This is a genomic window from Pantoea trifolii, assembly GCF_024506435.1.
GTDB classification, from domain to species: domain Bacteria; phylum Pseudomonadota; class Gammaproteobacteria; order Enterobacterales; family Enterobacteriaceae; genus Pantoea; species Pantoea trifolii.
On sequence record NZ_JANIET010000001.1, the window covers coordinates 1,916,488 to 1,931,749 of the forward strand.

General features: G+C 56.3%; 14 protein-coding genes. 6 read left to right on the forward strand and 8 right to left on the reverse strand.

Annotated elements, in window-relative coordinates; genetic code table 11:
• Positions 1 to 20: 20 nt before the first annotated feature.
• Both NQH49_RS08940 and manA read right to left on the reverse strand, forming a co-directional pair.
• Positions 21 to 1,520, reverse strand: coding sequence for a YdgA family protein (locus NQH49_RS08940; protein ID WP_256696363.1), 1,500 nt, complete (start codon positions 1,518 to 1,520; stop codon positions 21 to 23).
• A 131-nt stretch (positions 1,521 to 1,651) separates the two neighbouring features.
• A complete protein-coding gene (manA, locus tag NQH49_RS08945; RefSeq protein WP_256696364.1) occupies positions 1,652 to 2,827 on the reverse strand; it encodes a mannose-6-phosphate isomerase in 1,176 nt (391 codons plus the stop codon).
• 197 nt (positions 2,828 to 3,024) lie between these two features.
• On the opposite strand from manA, the gene fumC reads away from it, so the two are divergent.
• Complete coding sequence (fumC, locus tag NQH49_RS08950; protein ID WP_154152367.1) at positions 3,025 to 4,422, forward strand: class II fumarate hydratase; 1,398 nt, start codon at positions 3,025 to 3,027, stop codon at positions 4,420 to 4,422.
• A gap of 44 nt (positions 4,423 to 4,466) precedes the next feature.
• Here the strand turns inward: fumC and NQH49_RS08955 are convergent, their stop codons facing one another.
• The 4 genes from NQH49_RS08955 to tus all read right to left on the reverse strand — a co-directional run bounded on the left by NQH49_RS08955 (position 4,467) and on the right by tus (position 7,293).
• Positions 4,467 to 5,111: an anti-sigma factor gene (locus NQH49_RS08955; RefSeq protein ID WP_256696365.1), complete on the reverse strand. Its 645-nt coding sequence runs from the start codon at positions 5,109 to 5,111 to the stop codon at positions 4,467 to 4,469.
• Positions 5,108 to 5,662, reverse strand: coding sequence for a sigma-70 family RNA polymerase sigma factor (locus tag NQH49_RS08960; RefSeq protein ID WP_008110146.1), 555 nt, complete (start codon positions 5,660 to 5,662; stop codon positions 5,108 to 5,110). The genes NQH49_RS08955 and NQH49_RS08960 overlap by 4 nt, the downstream gene beginning before the upstream one ends.
• Before the next feature lie 43 nt (positions 5,663 to 5,705).
• A complete protein-coding gene (locus tag NQH49_RS08965; RefSeq protein WP_222210489.1) occupies positions 5,706 to 6,269 on the reverse strand; it encodes a fasciclin domain-containing protein in 564 nt (187 codons plus the stop codon).
• Positions 6,270 to 6,363: 94 nt separating this feature from the next.
• Entirely contained in the window at positions 6,364 to 7,293 is a 930-nt protein-coding gene (gene tus, locus NQH49_RS08970) for a DNA replication terminus site-binding protein (protein ID WP_256696366.1), read from the reverse strand.
• A 157-nt stretch (positions 7,294 to 7,450) separates the two neighbouring features.
• On the opposite strand from tus, the gene NQH49_RS08975 reads away from it, so the two are divergent.
• Positions 7,451 to 8,650: an MFS transporter gene (locus NQH49_RS08975; RefSeq protein WP_372340022.1), complete on the forward strand. Its 1,200-nt coding sequence runs from the start codon at positions 7,451 to 7,453 to the stop codon at positions 8,648 to 8,650.
• A 158-nt stretch (positions 8,651 to 8,808) separates the two neighbouring features.
• Complete coding sequence (locus NQH49_RS08980) at positions 8,809 to 9,294, forward strand: RrF2 family transcriptional regulator (protein ID WP_008110154.1); 486 nt, start codon at positions 8,809 to 8,811, stop codon at positions 9,292 to 9,294.
• 205 nt (positions 9,295 to 9,499) lie between these two features.
• On the opposite strand, the gene oqxB is transcribed toward NQH49_RS08980, so the two are convergent.
• On the reverse strand, positions 9,500 to 12,652 hold the full coding sequence (gene oqxB, locus NQH49_RS08985; protein ID WP_256696367.1) for a multidrug efflux RND transporter permease subunit OqxB: 3,153 nt from the start codon (positions 12,650 to 12,652) through the stop codon (positions 9,500 to 9,502).
• 18 nt (positions 12,653 to 12,670) lie between these two features.
• On the reverse strand, positions 12,671 to 13,768 hold the full coding sequence (locus NQH49_RS08990; RefSeq protein ID WP_372340023.1) for an efflux RND transporter periplasmic adaptor subunit: 1,098 nt from the start codon (positions 13,766 to 13,768) through the stop codon (positions 12,671 to 12,673).
• Between the two features lie 350 nt (positions 13,769 to 14,118).
• On the opposite strand from NQH49_RS08990, the gene NQH49_RS08995 reads away from it, so the two are divergent.
• The 3 genes from NQH49_RS08995 to NQH49_RS09005 all read left to right on the forward strand — a co-directional run bounded on the left by NQH49_RS08995 (position 14,119) and on the right by NQH49_RS09005 (position 15,262).
• Entirely contained in the window at positions 14,119 to 14,466 is a 348-nt protein-coding gene (locus NQH49_RS08995) for a helix-turn-helix domain-containing protein (protein ID WP_008110158.1), read from the forward strand.
• Positions 14,467 to 14,552: 86 nt separating this feature from the next.
• On the forward strand, positions 14,553 to 14,987 hold the full coding sequence (locus NQH49_RS09000) for a ribonuclease domain-containing protein (protein WP_256696369.1): 435 nt from the start codon (positions 14,553 to 14,555) through the stop codon (positions 14,985 to 14,987).
• A gap of 2 nt (positions 14,988 to 14,989) precedes the next feature.
• On the forward strand, positions 14,990 to 15,262 hold the full coding sequence (locus NQH49_RS09005; RefSeq protein ID WP_256696370.1) for a barstar family protein: 273 nt from the start codon (positions 14,990 to 14,992) through the stop codon (positions 15,260 to 15,262).

Sequence of the window (15,262 nt, forward strand, 5' to 3'; positions counted from 1 at the left end):
CCAGTTGGCCGCCCCACTAATTACTCTGGCATACCTTCGCTGGTTGGTGCGCCCAGCATATAGCGTGACAGGAACTGCTCCAGCGTCATCTTGTCGCCGTTCATGGTGACCTGACCGTTGCCGTATTGCAGGCTGGTGACGATGTTGTCATCCTGCTGCTGCGTCAGGCGGAACATCTGGCCCATCGCCGCTAAACCTTTCACCTGCTGATCCGCCAGCTTCTGCGCATCATCACCCTGATAACCTTCCGCCAAACCGACATGACGCATGGTTTCTGTCGCCATCGGCATATTGATCGCCAGCTTGCCGTCGAGGGTTTTCAGCACACGATCCACTGCGGCACCCAAACTCTGCGCTTCGCCGGTGACGGTGGCCGGATCGTTAAAGCCGACTTTCAGATTAAAGGTGCTTTCACCTTTGTCATTTTTCCAGCTCAACGGTGCGATGCTCAGCGTTGGCGAGCCTTTCAGCAGCGTTGGCAGGTTATTACGCAGGATGGTTTGCACGCTGGCCTGATAGCGAATCGGATCCTCCGCCACGCCCGGCTGATTCAAGAGATCCTGCATCTGCGCATTGTAAGTATCCGAGAAGGCTTTCACCGCTTGCGCATCGAACTGGGCAAACTTCATCGCCAGCTTAGCTTCACCAAATGGCTGTTTCTGCAGGGTGATCTTGTCAACGTTGACGTCCAGCTGCCCGCCAATCTTGCCCTCTTTATTGTCGAAGGAAGAGGTGGTTTTCAGCTTCTCCAGTGACAAACCTTCCTGACCGTTGATGCTGGCATCGAGTTTATCCAGGGAGATCGACTGATCGCCAACGCGCACGCCTTCCGGGCTGAGGTGGGTATCGCCGCTCAGCTTCAGGCCATTGAGCGTGAACAGCACTGGCTGTTCCACCTGATTTTTGCTGGTGACCGCGATGCTGGAGAAGTCGCCGTCGAGGCTGACTTTGTCGCCTTTATTGTCGGCGCTGATGTTCAGCGTGCCGCCGTTGGTGGCCAGACGATCGCCGGTCTGCGGATTGTTGTAATCCACCGCCAGCAGGTTGAGATCGGTATTGGTTGCACCGCTGTAACCAACGCGGGTATCAGCATTAACCAACGACTTGCCGTTGGTCAGTTCAAACAGTTTCTTCACCGCATCGGTGTTTTCCAGCTCGGTATGCACTGACGCCATGCTTGGGATCAGGCTGCCGCGCTTCAACTGGGCGAACGGGAAAGGACCGTGATCGATAGTCTCGTTCAGCACGATGCTTTGACCTGGCTTCAACAGCGGGTTGTCATTGGTTTGCGAGCTGGCTTGCACCACCAACTTGGTTTTGCTGCTGAACACACCGCGCTGATAATCCTGATAGCTCAGCGTCAGTCGGCTGTTCGGTGCGTAAGCATTCAGCTGCGCATTGGCATTCTGCAACATCTGATCCATGTGGCTTTCCAGTTGTTTACCGGTAAACCATGCAGCACCAGTCCAAATCACGCCGAGCGCCACAATTACACCTACGGCAACCTGGGTCTTTTTCATCGCTGTGTCGTCCTTATCCTTGCGTCCGCACGCCGCTGGTCGGTGCGCGACGGGTGAAGAAAAACGCCCGCAGGCGTTTTAAATTAATAGTTTGAAAGAATAGCAGTTAATGCTGGCAGCGTCACCGGAACTCAGTTGAGCGTATTAAACACGCGCGCCAGACGACCGGTGCCCGCCACGTTGACTGGCGACTCATTGGCAGCGACAAAGCAGGATTCACCTGGCTTTAGCACCAGCTGTTGACCGGACTTCTCAATCACCGCCTGGCCTTCAATGCAGAACAGCAGGGCAGCGCTGTTTTGTGCCAGCGCTTGCGGTGCAGCTGAAAGCCCATGAATGGCAAAGGCAAAATCTTCTACCGGAATCGGGAAGTTCAGGGTTTCGCCGTCGCGCTGCGGCTGCGTCAGCAGCGTCGCGGCCGGTTTTGCCTGGAACTTCAGGTTAGCCAGCAGTTCCGGGATATCGATAAACTTCGGCGTCAAACCGGCGCGCAGCACGTTATCGGAGTTCGCCATCACTTCCAGCGCCACGCCTTTCAGGTAGGCGTGCGGCGTTTCGGCAAACAGGAACATCGCTTCGCCCGGCTGCAGGGTGATCACATTGAGCAGCAGCGGCGAAAATAGCCCGCTGTCGTCTGGATAATCGCTGGCGATGGATTTGATCGTCTGCCACGGTTCGCCTTCACGCGCGTTGAGCGCCGATTTCAGTACGCCGATGGCGCGAGATTTGGCCTCATCTTGCAGCGACAGTAGCGTGGCGAACAGTTTTGCCAGGTTGGCTTCGTCATCATTTTCCAGGAAGTGGGCGATTTGCGGATGCGCACCGGCCACCGGTTCCAGCAGCGAAACAATTTCATGCAGCTCGCGGAAACCGTTCATCGCCTGGAATGGCGTCAGCGCATACACTAATTCGGGTTTGTGATTGGCATCTTTATAGTTACGTTCAGCGGCGCTGAGTGGAATGCCAGCAGCATTTTCACGCGCAAAACCCTCTTCAGCAGCGGCTTTGCTCGGGTGTACCTGAATCGACAGCGGCTGATCGGCGCACAGCACTTTAAACAGGAACGGCAGCTCGCCGAAACGTTCCGCCACCGCATTGCCTAGCGTGGCGACCTTGTCGGCATCAATCACTTCGCGCAGCGAACGCGCTTCACCGTTGACCTCAACGGTCGAAGGGCTTTTCGGGTGTGCGCCCATCCACAGCTCCGCCATCGGCAAACCTTGAGGATTTTCGATGCCGTAGAGTTCTGTCAGCGCAGTTTTGCTGCCCCAGGCGTAATTTTGCAGCGAATTGTTCAATTTTTGCATCGTTTACCCTTAATAACCGTAAGTAAATAGGCTTATTAAAGCAGAAAGTGCCATAGAAAATACACGAACAAGTGCAATAAAGGCGATAGGCTCGCATAATGTTAAATTCTTGTATGTGACAATCTTGCTCGCTCAACGGCGTCGCGGGAAGGCGTTTAGAGCGGAAACCTCAAAATCTGAGCTAAGGAGACGTAGTCATGGCAGCCAATCGCATTGAAAAAGACTCAATGGGACCGATCGAAGTACCGGCAGATAAGTTGTGGGGCGCACAAACCCAGCGTTCGCTGGAACATTTCAAAATCTCAACCGAGAAAATGCCAGTGGCATTGGTGCATGCGCTGGCGCTGACCAAGCGTGCGGCGGCGCAGGTGAACCAGGATCTCGGCTTGCTTCCTGCCGATCGCGCTCAGGCGATTCTTAAAGCCGCCGACGAAGTGCTGGCAGATAAACACAGCGATGAGTTTCCGCTGGCGATCTGGCAGACCGGCTCCGGCACCCAGACCAACATGAACATGAACGAAGTGCTGGCCAACCGCGCCAGTGAAATTCTTGGCGGCGAGCGTGGCATGTCGCGTCTGGTACACCCGAATGACGACGTGAATAAAAGCCAAAGCTCCAACGATGTGTTCCCCACCGCCATGCACGTGGCCGCGGTCATCGCCGTGCGGGAGCAGCTGATTCCGCAGATTCACGTGTTGAAAAAGACGCTGAGTGAGAAGTCCGACGCCTTCAAAGATATCGTCAAGATTGGTCGTACCCACTTGCAGGATGCGACCCCGTTGACGCTCGGCCAGGAGATCTCCGGCTGGGTGGCGATGCTCGAGCACAATCTCAAGCACATCGAAAACAGTATTCCGCACGTGGCGGAGCTGGCGCTGGGCGGCACCGCCGTTGGTACCGGCCTAAATACCCATCCTGAATACGCGGTACGTGTGGCGAAAGCGCTGGCCGATTTGACCAAACAGCCGTTTGTTACCGCGCCGAACAAGTTTGAAGCGCTGGCGACCTGCGATGCGCTGGTCCACGCACACGGAGCGCTGAAAGGTTTGGCAGCTTCGCTGATGAAAATTGCCAACGACGTACGCTGGCTGGCTTCTGGTCCGCGTTGCGGCATCGGCGAACTGGCGATCCCGGAAAATGAGCCAGGCAGCTCAATTATGCCGGGCAAAGTGAACCCGACGCAGTGCGAAGCGCTGACCATGCTGTGTTGCCAGGTGATGGGCAATGACGTGGCGGTGAACATTGGCGGCGCGTCCGGCAACTTTGAGCTCAACGTGTTCCGTCCAATGGTGATCCACAACTTCCTGCAATCGGTGCGTCTGCTGGCCGACGGCATGGACAGCTTCAATCACCACTGCGCGATTGGCATTGAGCCGGTACGCGAGCGTATCGATCAGTTGCTGAACGAATCGCTGATGTTGGTCACCGCGCTGAATACCCATATCGGTTACGACAAAGCGGCCGAAATCGCCAAAAAAGCGCATAAAGAGGGCCTGACGCTGAAAGGCTCGGCGCTGAAGCTCGGCTATCTGACCGAAGAGCAGTTCGATGAGTGGGTACGTCCGGAAGAGATGGTTGGCAGCATGAAGCAATAGCGGTTGAAAAAGCTAAGGCCGTTCAAATGAACGGCCTTTTTCGTTTACAACTGCCCGCTATACAGCACTGGACCGGTTGGCTGGCCCGTTGGCGAGCCGCCGCGCGGTTCAAGACTGATAGCGATCACGCCTGAGCGAGAAATCGTGCTATTTAACGCAACATCGGTTGCCTTCTGGTTATCCAATAAACCCAGCGAAATCGGCGCTTTACCCGGCGGAATCAGCCACAGCTGCAAACTGGTGTTATCGGCGATGGCCACCGGATGTAACGGCGTCAGGCTCAGCTGCTCCAGTTTGCTGTCCGCGCTGACCACCCATTGCTGTTGATGCTGAGCATCGTTCAGTACCGTCAACGGCGTTAACGTTGGTGGCTGCATGAAAAGTGAGGCGAGCAGGGCGATTGCCGCGAAACTGGCGGCCGCCAGCCAGCCCGCATAATGACGTTTGGCTCGAATCGCGCGTTGCTCGGGCAAGCTCAACGTAATCTTCTTCCACACCTTTTCCGGCGGCGTGACCGGCGCAAGCTGATTATCAAGGCCCGCCAGCAGGGTTTGCCAGCGTGCGACGTTAGCCGCGAGTTCAGGCTCGTTACGCAGCCGGCGCTCGAAGCGTAAACGCGCCAGCTCGCTTAAAGTGCCCAGCGCATACTCGGCCGCTAAGGCATCATCGCGTTGTACGTTTTCGTTCATAGGCCCACACACTCCCGCAGATGCTCCAGCGCGCGGCGAATCCAGCTTTTAACCGAGCCAACCGGCTGTTGTAGCCAGGCGGCAATATCACTGTGGGACATCCCCTGATAATAGGCGAGCGTGATGCTTTGCTGCTGTTCGCTGCTCAGATGACCAATGCAGTGTCGCAGGCGATCGGCTTGCGCCGGATCGTGCCAGGTATTCTGTTCGTCTTCCGCCGTTATCTGCAGCAGATCGTCAAACTCTTCTGTATTGAGCGTCATGCGCGCTTGTCCGCTGCGTAACCCGTCAATGCAGCGATTGCGCACAATGTGCGTCATCCATGTCATCGGCGCGCTAAGGGCGGCATCGTAGGCGTTGGCGCGGTTCCAGATAGTGAGATAGCAATCGTGCAGCACCTCTTCCGCCCAGCCTTGCTGGCGTAACATACGCAGGGTGAGGGCGAAAAGATGTGGCGAAGTCAGTCGATAGAGTTGTTCAAACGCGCGGCGATCGCCCTGTGCGATCGCCGGCAATAACGTCACTAATTGTTCTGTTAGCCTATTATCCATCATCTTCCCGGTTGGCTAAAATGCCCAACCCGAGTATAGGCAATTACTTAGGCATTAAGACGGTATCAATCACATCAATCACACCATTTTTCTGATTGACGTCATAAGTACTGATATTCGCCACATTGCCTTGACCATCTTTCAGCTGAATATTGTGCGGGCCATTATTCATAATCCACAACGGTTGGCCATTGACGGTTTTCAGCTCGGCATGACCGCCACCTTGCTTGATTTTCATCTCCAGCGCTTTCATGTCGTATTTGCCCGCCACCACATGATAAGTCAGGATGCTGGTCAACTTCGCTTTGTTCTCCGGTTTCACCAGGCTTTCAACGGTGCCCGCTGGCAATTTGGCGAAGGCCGCATTGGTTGGCGCGAAGACGGTAAACGGACCTTTACCTTCGAGGGTTTCCACCAAGCCCGCCGCTTTGACGGCAGCAACCAGCGTGGTGTGATCTTTGGAGTTCAGCGCGTTTTCAACGATGTTTTTTTGTGGATACATCGCTGCTCCGCCTACCATCACGGAGCCATTATCCATCGCGGCGAATGCGCCTGCGGTGAACAGTAAAGTGCTGGATACGACTGCAATGCCCATTAGCTTTTTCATCATAAATCCTCGTAGTAGGGAGCGAAGAAGTTGCTCACACTCTGATATACGAGGACAGGTGATGAATTGGATGCAGTGATTTTGAAATTTATTTTTAAACCTGCCGATCGCTCCATAAATGCAGGCGCGGAATGATCAGATGCAGCGGCTCGGCCAGCGGTTTGTGGCGATAAGCCACGTTATCGGCATCGTAGTTCAGCAGCTCACCCAAAATCGGTACCTGGGTGCGATCGCGGCACAGCACCAGCAGCGGAGAAGGGCAGGCAAGTTGCACCTGCTTCTTTTCGCTGGCGCGCCACACGCGGGCAATAGGCTGCACTTTTACCGGACGCTTGATTTTAAGCTTCGCACCCGCCGGTAACGCGAGGATCGCTTCCAGCTCCAATTGCACTTTTTCCGCCCACTGCTCGCGCGTCCACGGCGCCTGAGCGCGATTGGCCTTCAGGCTGCGCTCCAGCTGTTCCACCACCTCATCACGGGTAACGTTCTTGATGATATTTTTATTCGCCCAGCCGAAGCGCAAACTATCCGGTGAGTTAAGCAGCGCCACGCTGCGGTAAGCGTTAAGGGTAATTAACCCGCGCAGATGCTGGTGGACAAACTCAAAACGCGCCTCGCTCGGCAAGCCCGATTCCACGGTTATCAGCTGTTCCAGCCGCTGCTTCAGGGTATTTATCTCCGCAACCTGCTGCGTAATCTGTTCATGCACATCGCCGTCGGCTTCGATGCAAATCGCGCCCGGCAAGCGCACGGCGGCTTTGGTGCTGAGTTTTTCCGATTGATGCTGCATAAACAGGCGGCAATAGTGCGCCAGCGCCATATCGCGTGCCGTTTTGCCAAGATGCTGCGTCACCGCGATGCGTTCAATTTCATCATGTTCGCGGCCTTTCTCGATTTCCGGCAGGCTAAACACGCGCGCAATCAGCAGCGGTTGCTGCTCAATCTGATGACGCAACGCGGCTAAACCTGCTTCCAGCGCGTTGACGCAGTCGTGCAGGTCGGCAACCAAATCATAACGAGCCATAAATGGCCTCCATAGTTACAACATACTTTTCAGTGTACTGGCTTAGGCGCTAGTCTGCCAGCGCCGCGCAAGGATTTTGTTAAGCAGCCAACGGCGGGATTTTTCCAGCGGGATGAACGTGTTATAACAATACTTTGCCTGCTAATGGATAATTGTTGTGAAGCCTCAGCCAAAGCCACCTGCCGCCGCCATCGTTACGCTTGGATTAGTGCAAATCCTGTCATGGGGCGGATCCTTCTATCTTATGGCGGTGATGGCCAATCCTATCGTGGCGGAAACCGGTTGGTCGCAACAATGGGTGTATGGCGCGCTATCGCTCGGCATGCTGATTTCCGGTTTGCTGGCACCGCTGAGCGGGCGACTGATTTCCCGCACTTATGGCCGAGCATTGCTGGCGGCGAGCGGGGCGGTGATGGCGCTTGGTCTGGTGATTATGGGATTGAGTCATAACCTGCCGCTGTTTCTGTTTGCCTGGCTGATTATCGGCATGGGTATGGCGATGGGCCTGTACGATGCGCTGTTTGCCACGCTCGGTACGCTGTACGGCGGCCAGGCGCGCGGTGCGATTACCGGCATCACGCTGATCTCCGGCTTCTGTACCACCTTAGTGTGGCCGGGCACTGCGCTGTTGATTCACTGGCTGGATTGGCGTGGCGCCTGTTTTGCTATCGCCGGATTGTTATGTGTTTCAGTGTTGCCCGCGTATCTTTACGCGCTTCCCGCGCCAGAAGGGAAAATCGCCGCCGCGAAAGCAAAGCCCACCGCGCAGGGCGACGAACTGGCGCCAACGCTGTTTTGGCTGCTGTGCAGCATCTTCACTCTCGCATCGGTGATCATGACGGCCATTTCGGTGCAGCTGATCACCTTGCTGCAGGCCAGCGGGCACACGCTGGCGTCGGCGCTGGCCATCAGCGCGATTCTCGGCCCGTGTCAGGTCGGATCACGCATCGTGGATATCGCCTTTAAGCGCGGTCATCCAATCTGGACCACCTTTTTCTCGGTGGGATTAGTGGCGCTCGGCTTGCTGCTGCTGGCGTGTTATCCGCAGTTTGCGGTGCTCAGCATGGTGCTGTACGGTGCCGGAAATGGTTTGCGCGCCATTGTGCGGGGAACTTTACCGCTGGTGATGGTCAAACCAGAGGCTTACGCGATTGTGGTCGGGCGCATGGCGCGTCCCGCCTTGATCGGTCAGGCATTGACGCCGCTGGTTGGCGGCTATGTGTTTCAGCACCTCGGAGCCAGCGCCACGCTGTGGTTGTTATGCGTTCTGGCGTTGATTAACGTGCTGTTGGTGGTGCTTTTGCAGCAGAAGTTGCCGCAGGCCAGCCCACAGTCGGATAGGGGAGTGATAAACTAAGCAGCCTGTGCGCTTCTGCCCGATTAAATGGGGAATACGTGCCTGGATCACGGACGTTGACTTCTAAAAAGCAACAGTGTTTGTTATATTTATTGCTCATTGATTACTCACTGTCGCGGCATAAAAACAACAAGATAACCGCAACTCAGGATACAGAAATGCTTGATTACCGCTTCCCGACAGCTTTGCAGATGGTTTTGAGCGTAGCGATGGCGGAGCAACTGGGTAAACGCTCGACCAGTGCCATTTTGGCGTATGGTCTTGAAGCGAACCCCAGTTTCATTCGGAAACTTATGGTTCCGCTCACGCGTGACGGCATCATCGTCTCAACGCTTGGCCGCACCGGCTCGATTCATTTGGGTCGCCCGGCCGCTGAGATCACGCTGCGCGACATTTATACGTCTGTGATTGAAGATAAAAAACTCTGGGCATCGCGCCCTGATGTGGCACCGCGCTGTTTGGTCAGCGCCAACCTGTGTTGGTATTTCAAATCGATTGCGGAAGAGGCTGAAGAAGCGTCGCTGAAAGTGCTGGAAACCCGCACCGTCGCGGACGCGCTGGCTGAGCTGAAGCATAACGACACCAGCAACTGCGAAGAGCTGCCCGACCTCGAACTCGCCGACCTGTGTAAGAAAGGCCGCTAAAACCACACCCCGTAAGGTCGCCATTCATGGCGACCTTTTTTATTGCCTCGAAATCCAGCCAGTATATTCCGGCCATATTGGCGTAATGAGCTAAATCGGTCGCCATGAATGGCGACCCTACGATTGTATGACGAGGATTCCGTAGGCTGCGCACCCATAAAAAATCCGGGCACTTGGCCTGGATTGTTCATTTCACCTAAAACCCTTACACCGTTTGCACTTCACCCTGCGGCTGCTTGCGCGTCACCAGCTTACGCAGCGTCACATAAAACACCGGCGTCAGGAACAAACCAAACAGTGTCACGCCCAGCATGCCGGAGAACACGGTAATTCCGGTAACGCCGCGCACTTCCGCGCCTGCACCTTCGCCAAGAATCAGCGGAATGGTACCGGCGATAAAGGCAATCGAGGTCATAACGATCGGACGCAAACGCAGACGACAGGCTTCCAGCGCCGCATCGACAATGCTCTTGCCCTGCATCTCCAGCTCGCGCGCAAACTCAACGATAAGAATCGCGTTCTTACACGCCAGCCCCATCAGCACCACCAGCCCAACCTGCACAAACACGTTGTTATCGCCACCGGTCAGCCACACGCCGACCAGCGCAGAGAGCATGGTCACCGGCACAATCAGGATTACCGCCAGCGGTAGCGTCCAGCTTTCATACAGCGCCGCCAGCACCAGGAACGCCAGTAAAACGGCGACCGGGAAGACGATCAGCGCGGTATTACCCTGCGTTGATTGCTGATAACTCAGGTCAGTCCATTCAATGTTCATGCCGTTCGGCAGCACCTGCGTCGACATCTCTTCCAGTTTCTGCATTGCCTGCGCCGAAGAGAGCACGCGCGGATCGGCATCACCAATCAGGTCCGCTGCCGGATAACCGTTGTAGCGAATCACCGGATCCGGGCCGTAAGTCGTAGTGATATTGACCATGCTGCCAATCGGCACCATTTCACCGCGATCGTTACGGGTACGCAGATTACCGATATCCTGCACGCTATCGCGGAAATCGCCGTCCGCCTGCGCCATCACGCGCCAGGTACGGCCAAACTTATTGAAATCGTTAACATACGACGATCCCAGATAGGTTTGCAGCGTACTGAACAGTTCGGTCAGCGACACGCCTTGCGCTTTGGCTTTATCACGATCCACCTGCACATCCAGCTGCGGCACGTTGGCCTGGTAGGATGAAATCGGGAACATCATACCCGGCGTCTGTAACACCGCACCCGTCATGGTATTGATGGCGGTTTGCAGCGCACCGTAACCGAGGCCCGCGCGATCCTGCACATACAGTGAATAACCCGAACCTTGTCCCAGACCCAAAATCGGCGGCGGCATAATCGAGAAGCCAAAGCCTTGCTGGATTTTGGCGATTTTGGCGTTGATCTCGGCATTGATCTCCGCCGCACTGCGCTTACGCTCGTTGAACGGTTTCAGGCCAAAGAACACCGTGCCGGTATTCGGCGTGTTGGTGAACTGCAACGCATTCAGACCGGGGAAGGCGACGGAATAGGCCACGCCTTCGGTGTTCATGCCGATTTCGCTCATCTTGCGAATCACTTCATCGGTACGCGCCAGCGACGAACCTTCCGGCATCTTCACGCCGCCAATCAGGTAGAGCTTATCCTGCGTTGGAATAAAGCCGCCCGGCACGGTATGGAACATAAAGCCCGCACCAGCCAGCAGCAGCACGTACACGCCGAACACTGCGCCACGACGACGCAAGGTTTTACCTACCAGCGATTCATAGCCATCCGAACTGCGCTGGAAGAAGCGGTTAAAAGGACGGAACAGCCAGCCGAGCAGGCGATCGATGATGCGCGTCGGCATATCCTTCGCGGCATCATGTGGCTTCAGCAGCAGCGCTGCCAGCGCCGGGGACAGCGTCAGCGAGTTGATGGCGGAGATCACCGTTGAAATGGCAATCGTCACCGCAAACTGCTTATAGAACTGACCGGTCACGCCCGACAGAAACGCCATCGGCACGAACACCGCACACAGCACCAGCGCGATGGCGATAATCGGCCCGGACACTTCACGCATCGCCTGATGCGCCGCCGCCGTTGGCGACAAGCCTTGCTCGATATTACGTTCGACGTTCTCCACCACCACGATGGCGTCATCCACCACGATACCGATCGCCAACACCAGCCCGAACAAACTCAGGGTATTGAGCGAGAAGCCGAGCAGATAGAGGATGCTGAAGGTACCGACCACCGAAACCGGCACCGCCAGCAGCGGGATGATCGACGCGCGCCAGGTTTGCAGGAACAGAATCACCACCAGCACCACCAGCACAATCGCTTCGAACAGCGTTTGCACCACGGCACGGATCGAATCACGCACGAATACCGTTGGGTCGTAAGGGGCGGCCCACTGCACATCGTCCGGGAAGCGGGTTGCCAGTTCGGCCATTTTGTCGCGCACCGCATTCGACAGATCGATGGCGTTGGCGCCCGGCGCCTGGAAGATACCGATGCCGACCGCATCTTTGTTGTTCAGCTGCGAACGCAACGCGTAGCTGCCGGAACCCATCTCGATGCGCGCCACGTCACGCAGGCGCACCAGCGTGCCGTCGTCGGCGGTTTTCAGGATGATATTGCCGAACTGCTCTTCGCTCTCCAGACGACCTTGAGTGTTGATCGACAGCAGGAAATCGCTCTGTTTCTTCAGCGGCTCTGCGCCAAGCTGACCGGCAGAAACCTGCACGTTCTGCTCCTGCATCGCGCTGACCACATCGGAGGCGGTCAAGCCACGCGCCGCCACCTTATTGGGATCGAGCCAAACACGCATCGCGTATTCGCCGGCCCCGAAGATCTGAATCTGACCCACGCCCGGCAGGCGCGCCAGTTCATCTTTTACCTTCAAGGTGGCGTAGTTACGCAGATAGAGCGAATCATACTTGCCGTGCGGCGAGAACATGTGCACCACCAGCGTCAGCGTCGGTGACATCTTCTGCGTGGTGAGGCCGAGTTGTCGCACCTCTTCCGGCAGACGCGCTTCGGCCTGCGCCACGCGGTTCTGCACCTGAACCTGTGCCTGATCCGGATCGGTGCCGGGACGGAAGGTCACGGTGGTGACCAGCACGCCATCAGAACCGGCCACGGATTTCATGTACATCATGTTTTCTACCCCGTTGATGGCTTCTTCCAGCGGCGTCGCCACGGAATCTGCAATCACTTTGGGGTTGGCGCCGGGATATTCTGCGCGCACCTGCACGCTCGGTGGCACCACGTTGGGATATTCACTGATCGGCAGCAGCGGAATGGCGATCAATCCGGTGGTAAAGATCAAAATCGACAGCACCGCGGCGAAAATCGGTCGGTCGATAAAAAAGCGGGAGAAATCCATAAAAGGCAGTCTCGAAGGTTATTGAGCGGAGCGCATCGCCACCGGTTGGGCGGTCACCGGCATGCCAGGCATAAAGACTTTCTGCAAGCCGTTAACGATCACCTTGTCGCCGGGCTTCAGGCCTTGCTGCACAATGCGCAAGCCATCGGCTAAATCACCGGCCTGAATATCGCGGCGCTGGGCTTTACCCTGGGCATCGACCACGTAAACATATTTACGATCCTGATCGGTGAGCACGGCTTTATCGTCGATGAGCAGCGCGGTGAAGTCGGCGCTGCCCGGCAGGCGCACGCGCGCAAACAGGCCCGGCGTGAACTGACGCTGCTGATTATCCAGCGAGGCGCGCATGCGAATGGTGCCGGTGCTGGCGGTCAGCTGGTTATCGAGGAAATCCACGGTGCCGCGATGCGGGAAACCTTCTTCGCCGGTCAGCGCCACTTCTACCGGCAGCGATCCGCGATTTTCGCCTTTACGCGCCATCGCCTGATAGTGCAGATAGGTGGCTTCATCGACGTCGAAGTAGACGTACATGCGATCCTGCGACACCAATGTGGTCAGCACGCTGGCGCTGTCACCGGCGGTCACCAGGTTGCCGGTGGTGATCATCGCGCGGCTGGCGCGACCTTCAATCGGCGCGGTAACGCGGGTGAAATCGAGGTTCAGCTGCGCCATATCCACCGCCGCTTGCGCAGAAAGCACATTGGCCTGCGCCTGATTGGCCGCCGAACGACGCTGTTCCCACTCTTCACGTGACACCACATTGGTGCCGATCAGTTTATCGGTACGTGCCGATTCACTGCGGGCCAGCGTGGCCTGGCTGCGTGCGTTGGCGAGTTCGGCTTGCGCCTGCTCGAGCGTGGCGCGATAGGTACGATCGTCAATGGTGAACAGCACCTGACCTTTTTTCACCTCGTCGCCTTCGCGATAATTGACCTGATCGATGTAGCCGGAAACGCGCGGCCGCAGCTGCACGCTCTGCACCGCTTCGAAACGGCCATTGAAGCTATCCCATTGGCTGACTTTCTGCTCTACCACCTGCGCGACACTTACTTCGGGCGGCGGCGGTGGGGCGTTTTGCGCCACCCCGCGATCGCAACCGGCCAGCAGGCTTCCCATCAATATCACTCCTGACAGGCTTACCGCCCATTGAACCCTATATGTTTGCAGATGCATTGTTGTTATTCCGCATTGGTGAAAATGAAAGGAGACGTACGAAAAATCTGCAACTTTTATGATTGCATTAAAACGCCACGAGTGTAGGCTTGCTCAAACTGCATCTGCAAGAATATCTGATACACTTTATGTGCGGTTTTGATCATTACGTTGCAGAAGGATCAAAGCCCCTACGCGCAGTGCGGCATTTAATGCAATAATAAAACTTGCATTAACTGGCATAGTCGTTCAACCTTAAAGTGTAATTGCAACTGATACTGATACTGTTCGCAACGGCGACCGGAGAAAACGAGATGATGACCACCGCATTTATTCACGATTTGATCGACTGGATTGACAACAATATTGAAACGCGTCTGGATCTGGATACCGTAGCGGGGCGCGCCGGTTATTCGAAATGGCACCTGCAACGTATGTTCAAAGAGCACACGGGTTTGCCTCTGGGCGAATACATTCGTGAGAAGAAGCTGAAGAAGTCAGCGGATCGCTTGACGACCAGCAATGAACCGATTCTTAACGTGGCGATTTCACTCGGTTTCGACTCGCAGCAGTCGTTTAACCGCAGCTTCAAACGCCAGTATGGCGTCGCGCCGGGAGCATGGCGTCGTCACGCCGCGCCATCCGCCAGCGCAATGCAGTAAACCCCGCCAGGGCCAGCTTTGCTGGCCCGCGTTTTTCCCTGCCTTAAATCTGTTATTATCGTCGTCCTGTTTTTCAGGATGCCACCATGTCAAAAAAACTCTGGATTGCCTTAATTCTGGTCCTCGCCGCGCTGTGGCTCGGGCTAAAACCGCGTTTGTCCGATAAATGGTCCGCCAGCCATCCCGATATTTCACAGCTCACCGACGCCAACACCGTGGCGCGTTGGCTGCAGCAGCATCACACATTACCCGATCTCTATCTCACCAAAAATGAAGCGCGTCGTCAGGGCTGGAATCCCAGCAAGGGCAACTTGTGTGAGGTCTTGCCGGGCCGCGCGATTGGTGGCGATCGCTTTAGCAATCGCGAAAGAAGGTTGCCGATGCAGGCGGGCAGGCAGTGGTATGAAGCGGACGTCAATTACGATTGCGGCCACCGCGATGCCGATCGTCTGCTTTACTCATCCGATGGGCTGATTTTCCTCACCACCGATCACTATCGCAGCTTCAAACAGGTGCCTTAACCATGTTGACGCTCCATTTTGACTTTGAAAGCTTGTCGGATCGCCAGGCGTTTTACCGCGCGCTGGTGCAGCAAAGTGCCTGCCCAGTGGATTTCGGTAACAATCTGGATGCGCTGTGGGATTGGCTGACTGGCGGAATGGCGCTGCCGGCGACCTTCTATTTAGCGCATGCCGATAACGCCAGCGAGAGTGCCGAATTCGCGCCGGTGCTGGCGTTACTGGAAGAGGCGCAGCAGCAGTTAGACGGCGAGCTGCGCCTGGTGCGTGGCGAGTAA

Bases quoted from the DNA above. Each gene is read 5' to 3' on its own strand.
- oqxB (WP_256696367.1), bottom strand. From the start codon at position 12,652: ATGGATTTCTCCCGCTTTTTTATCGACCGACCGATTTTCGCCGCGGTG.
- tus (WP_256696366.1), bottom strand. From the start codon at position 7,293: ATGGCTCGTTATGATTTGGTTGCCGACCTGCACGACTGCGTCAACGCG.
- manA (WP_256696364.1), bottom strand. From the start codon at position 2,827: ATGCAAAAATTGAACAATTCGCTGCAAAATTACGCCTGGGGCAGCAAA.
- NQH49_RS09005 (WP_256696370.1), top strand. From the start codon at position 14,990: ATGTTGACGCTCCATTTTGACTTTGAAAGCTTGTCGGATCGCCAGGCG.
- NQH49_RS08955 (WP_256696365.1), bottom strand. From the start codon at position 5,111: ATGAACGAAAACGTACAACGCGATGATGCCTTAGCGGCCGAGTATGCG.
- NQH49_RS08995 (WP_008110158.1), top strand. From the start codon at position 14,119: ATGATGACCACCGCATTTATTCACGATTTGATCGACTGGATTGACAAC.
- NQH49_RS08940 (WP_256696363.1), bottom strand. From the start codon at position 1,520: ATGAAAAAGACCCAGGTTGCCGTAGGTGTAATTGTGGCGCTCGGCGTG.
- NQH49_RS08980 (WP_008110154.1), top strand. From the start codon at position 8,809: ATGCTTGATTACCGCTTCCCGACAGCTTTGCAGATGGTTTTGAGCGTA.
- fumC (WP_154152367.1), top strand. From the start codon at position 3,025: ATGGCAGCCAATCGCATTGAAAAAGACTCAATGGGACCGATCGAAGTA.
- NQH49_RS09000 (WP_256696369.1), top strand. From the start codon at position 14,553: ATGTCAAAAAAACTCTGGATTGCCTTAATTCTGGTCCTCGCCGCGCTG.
- NQH49_RS08965 (WP_222210489.1), bottom strand. From the start codon at position 6,269: ATGAAAAAGCTAATGGGCATTGCAGTCGTATCCAGCACTTTACTGTTC.
- NQH49_RS08960 (WP_008110146.1), bottom strand. From the start codon at position 5,662: ATGGATAATAGGCTAACAGAACAATTAGTGACGTTATTGCCGGCGATC.
- NQH49_RS08990 (WP_372340023.1), bottom strand. From the start codon at position 13,768: ATGGGAAGCCTGCTGGCCGGTTGCGATCGCGGGGTGGCGCAAAACGCC.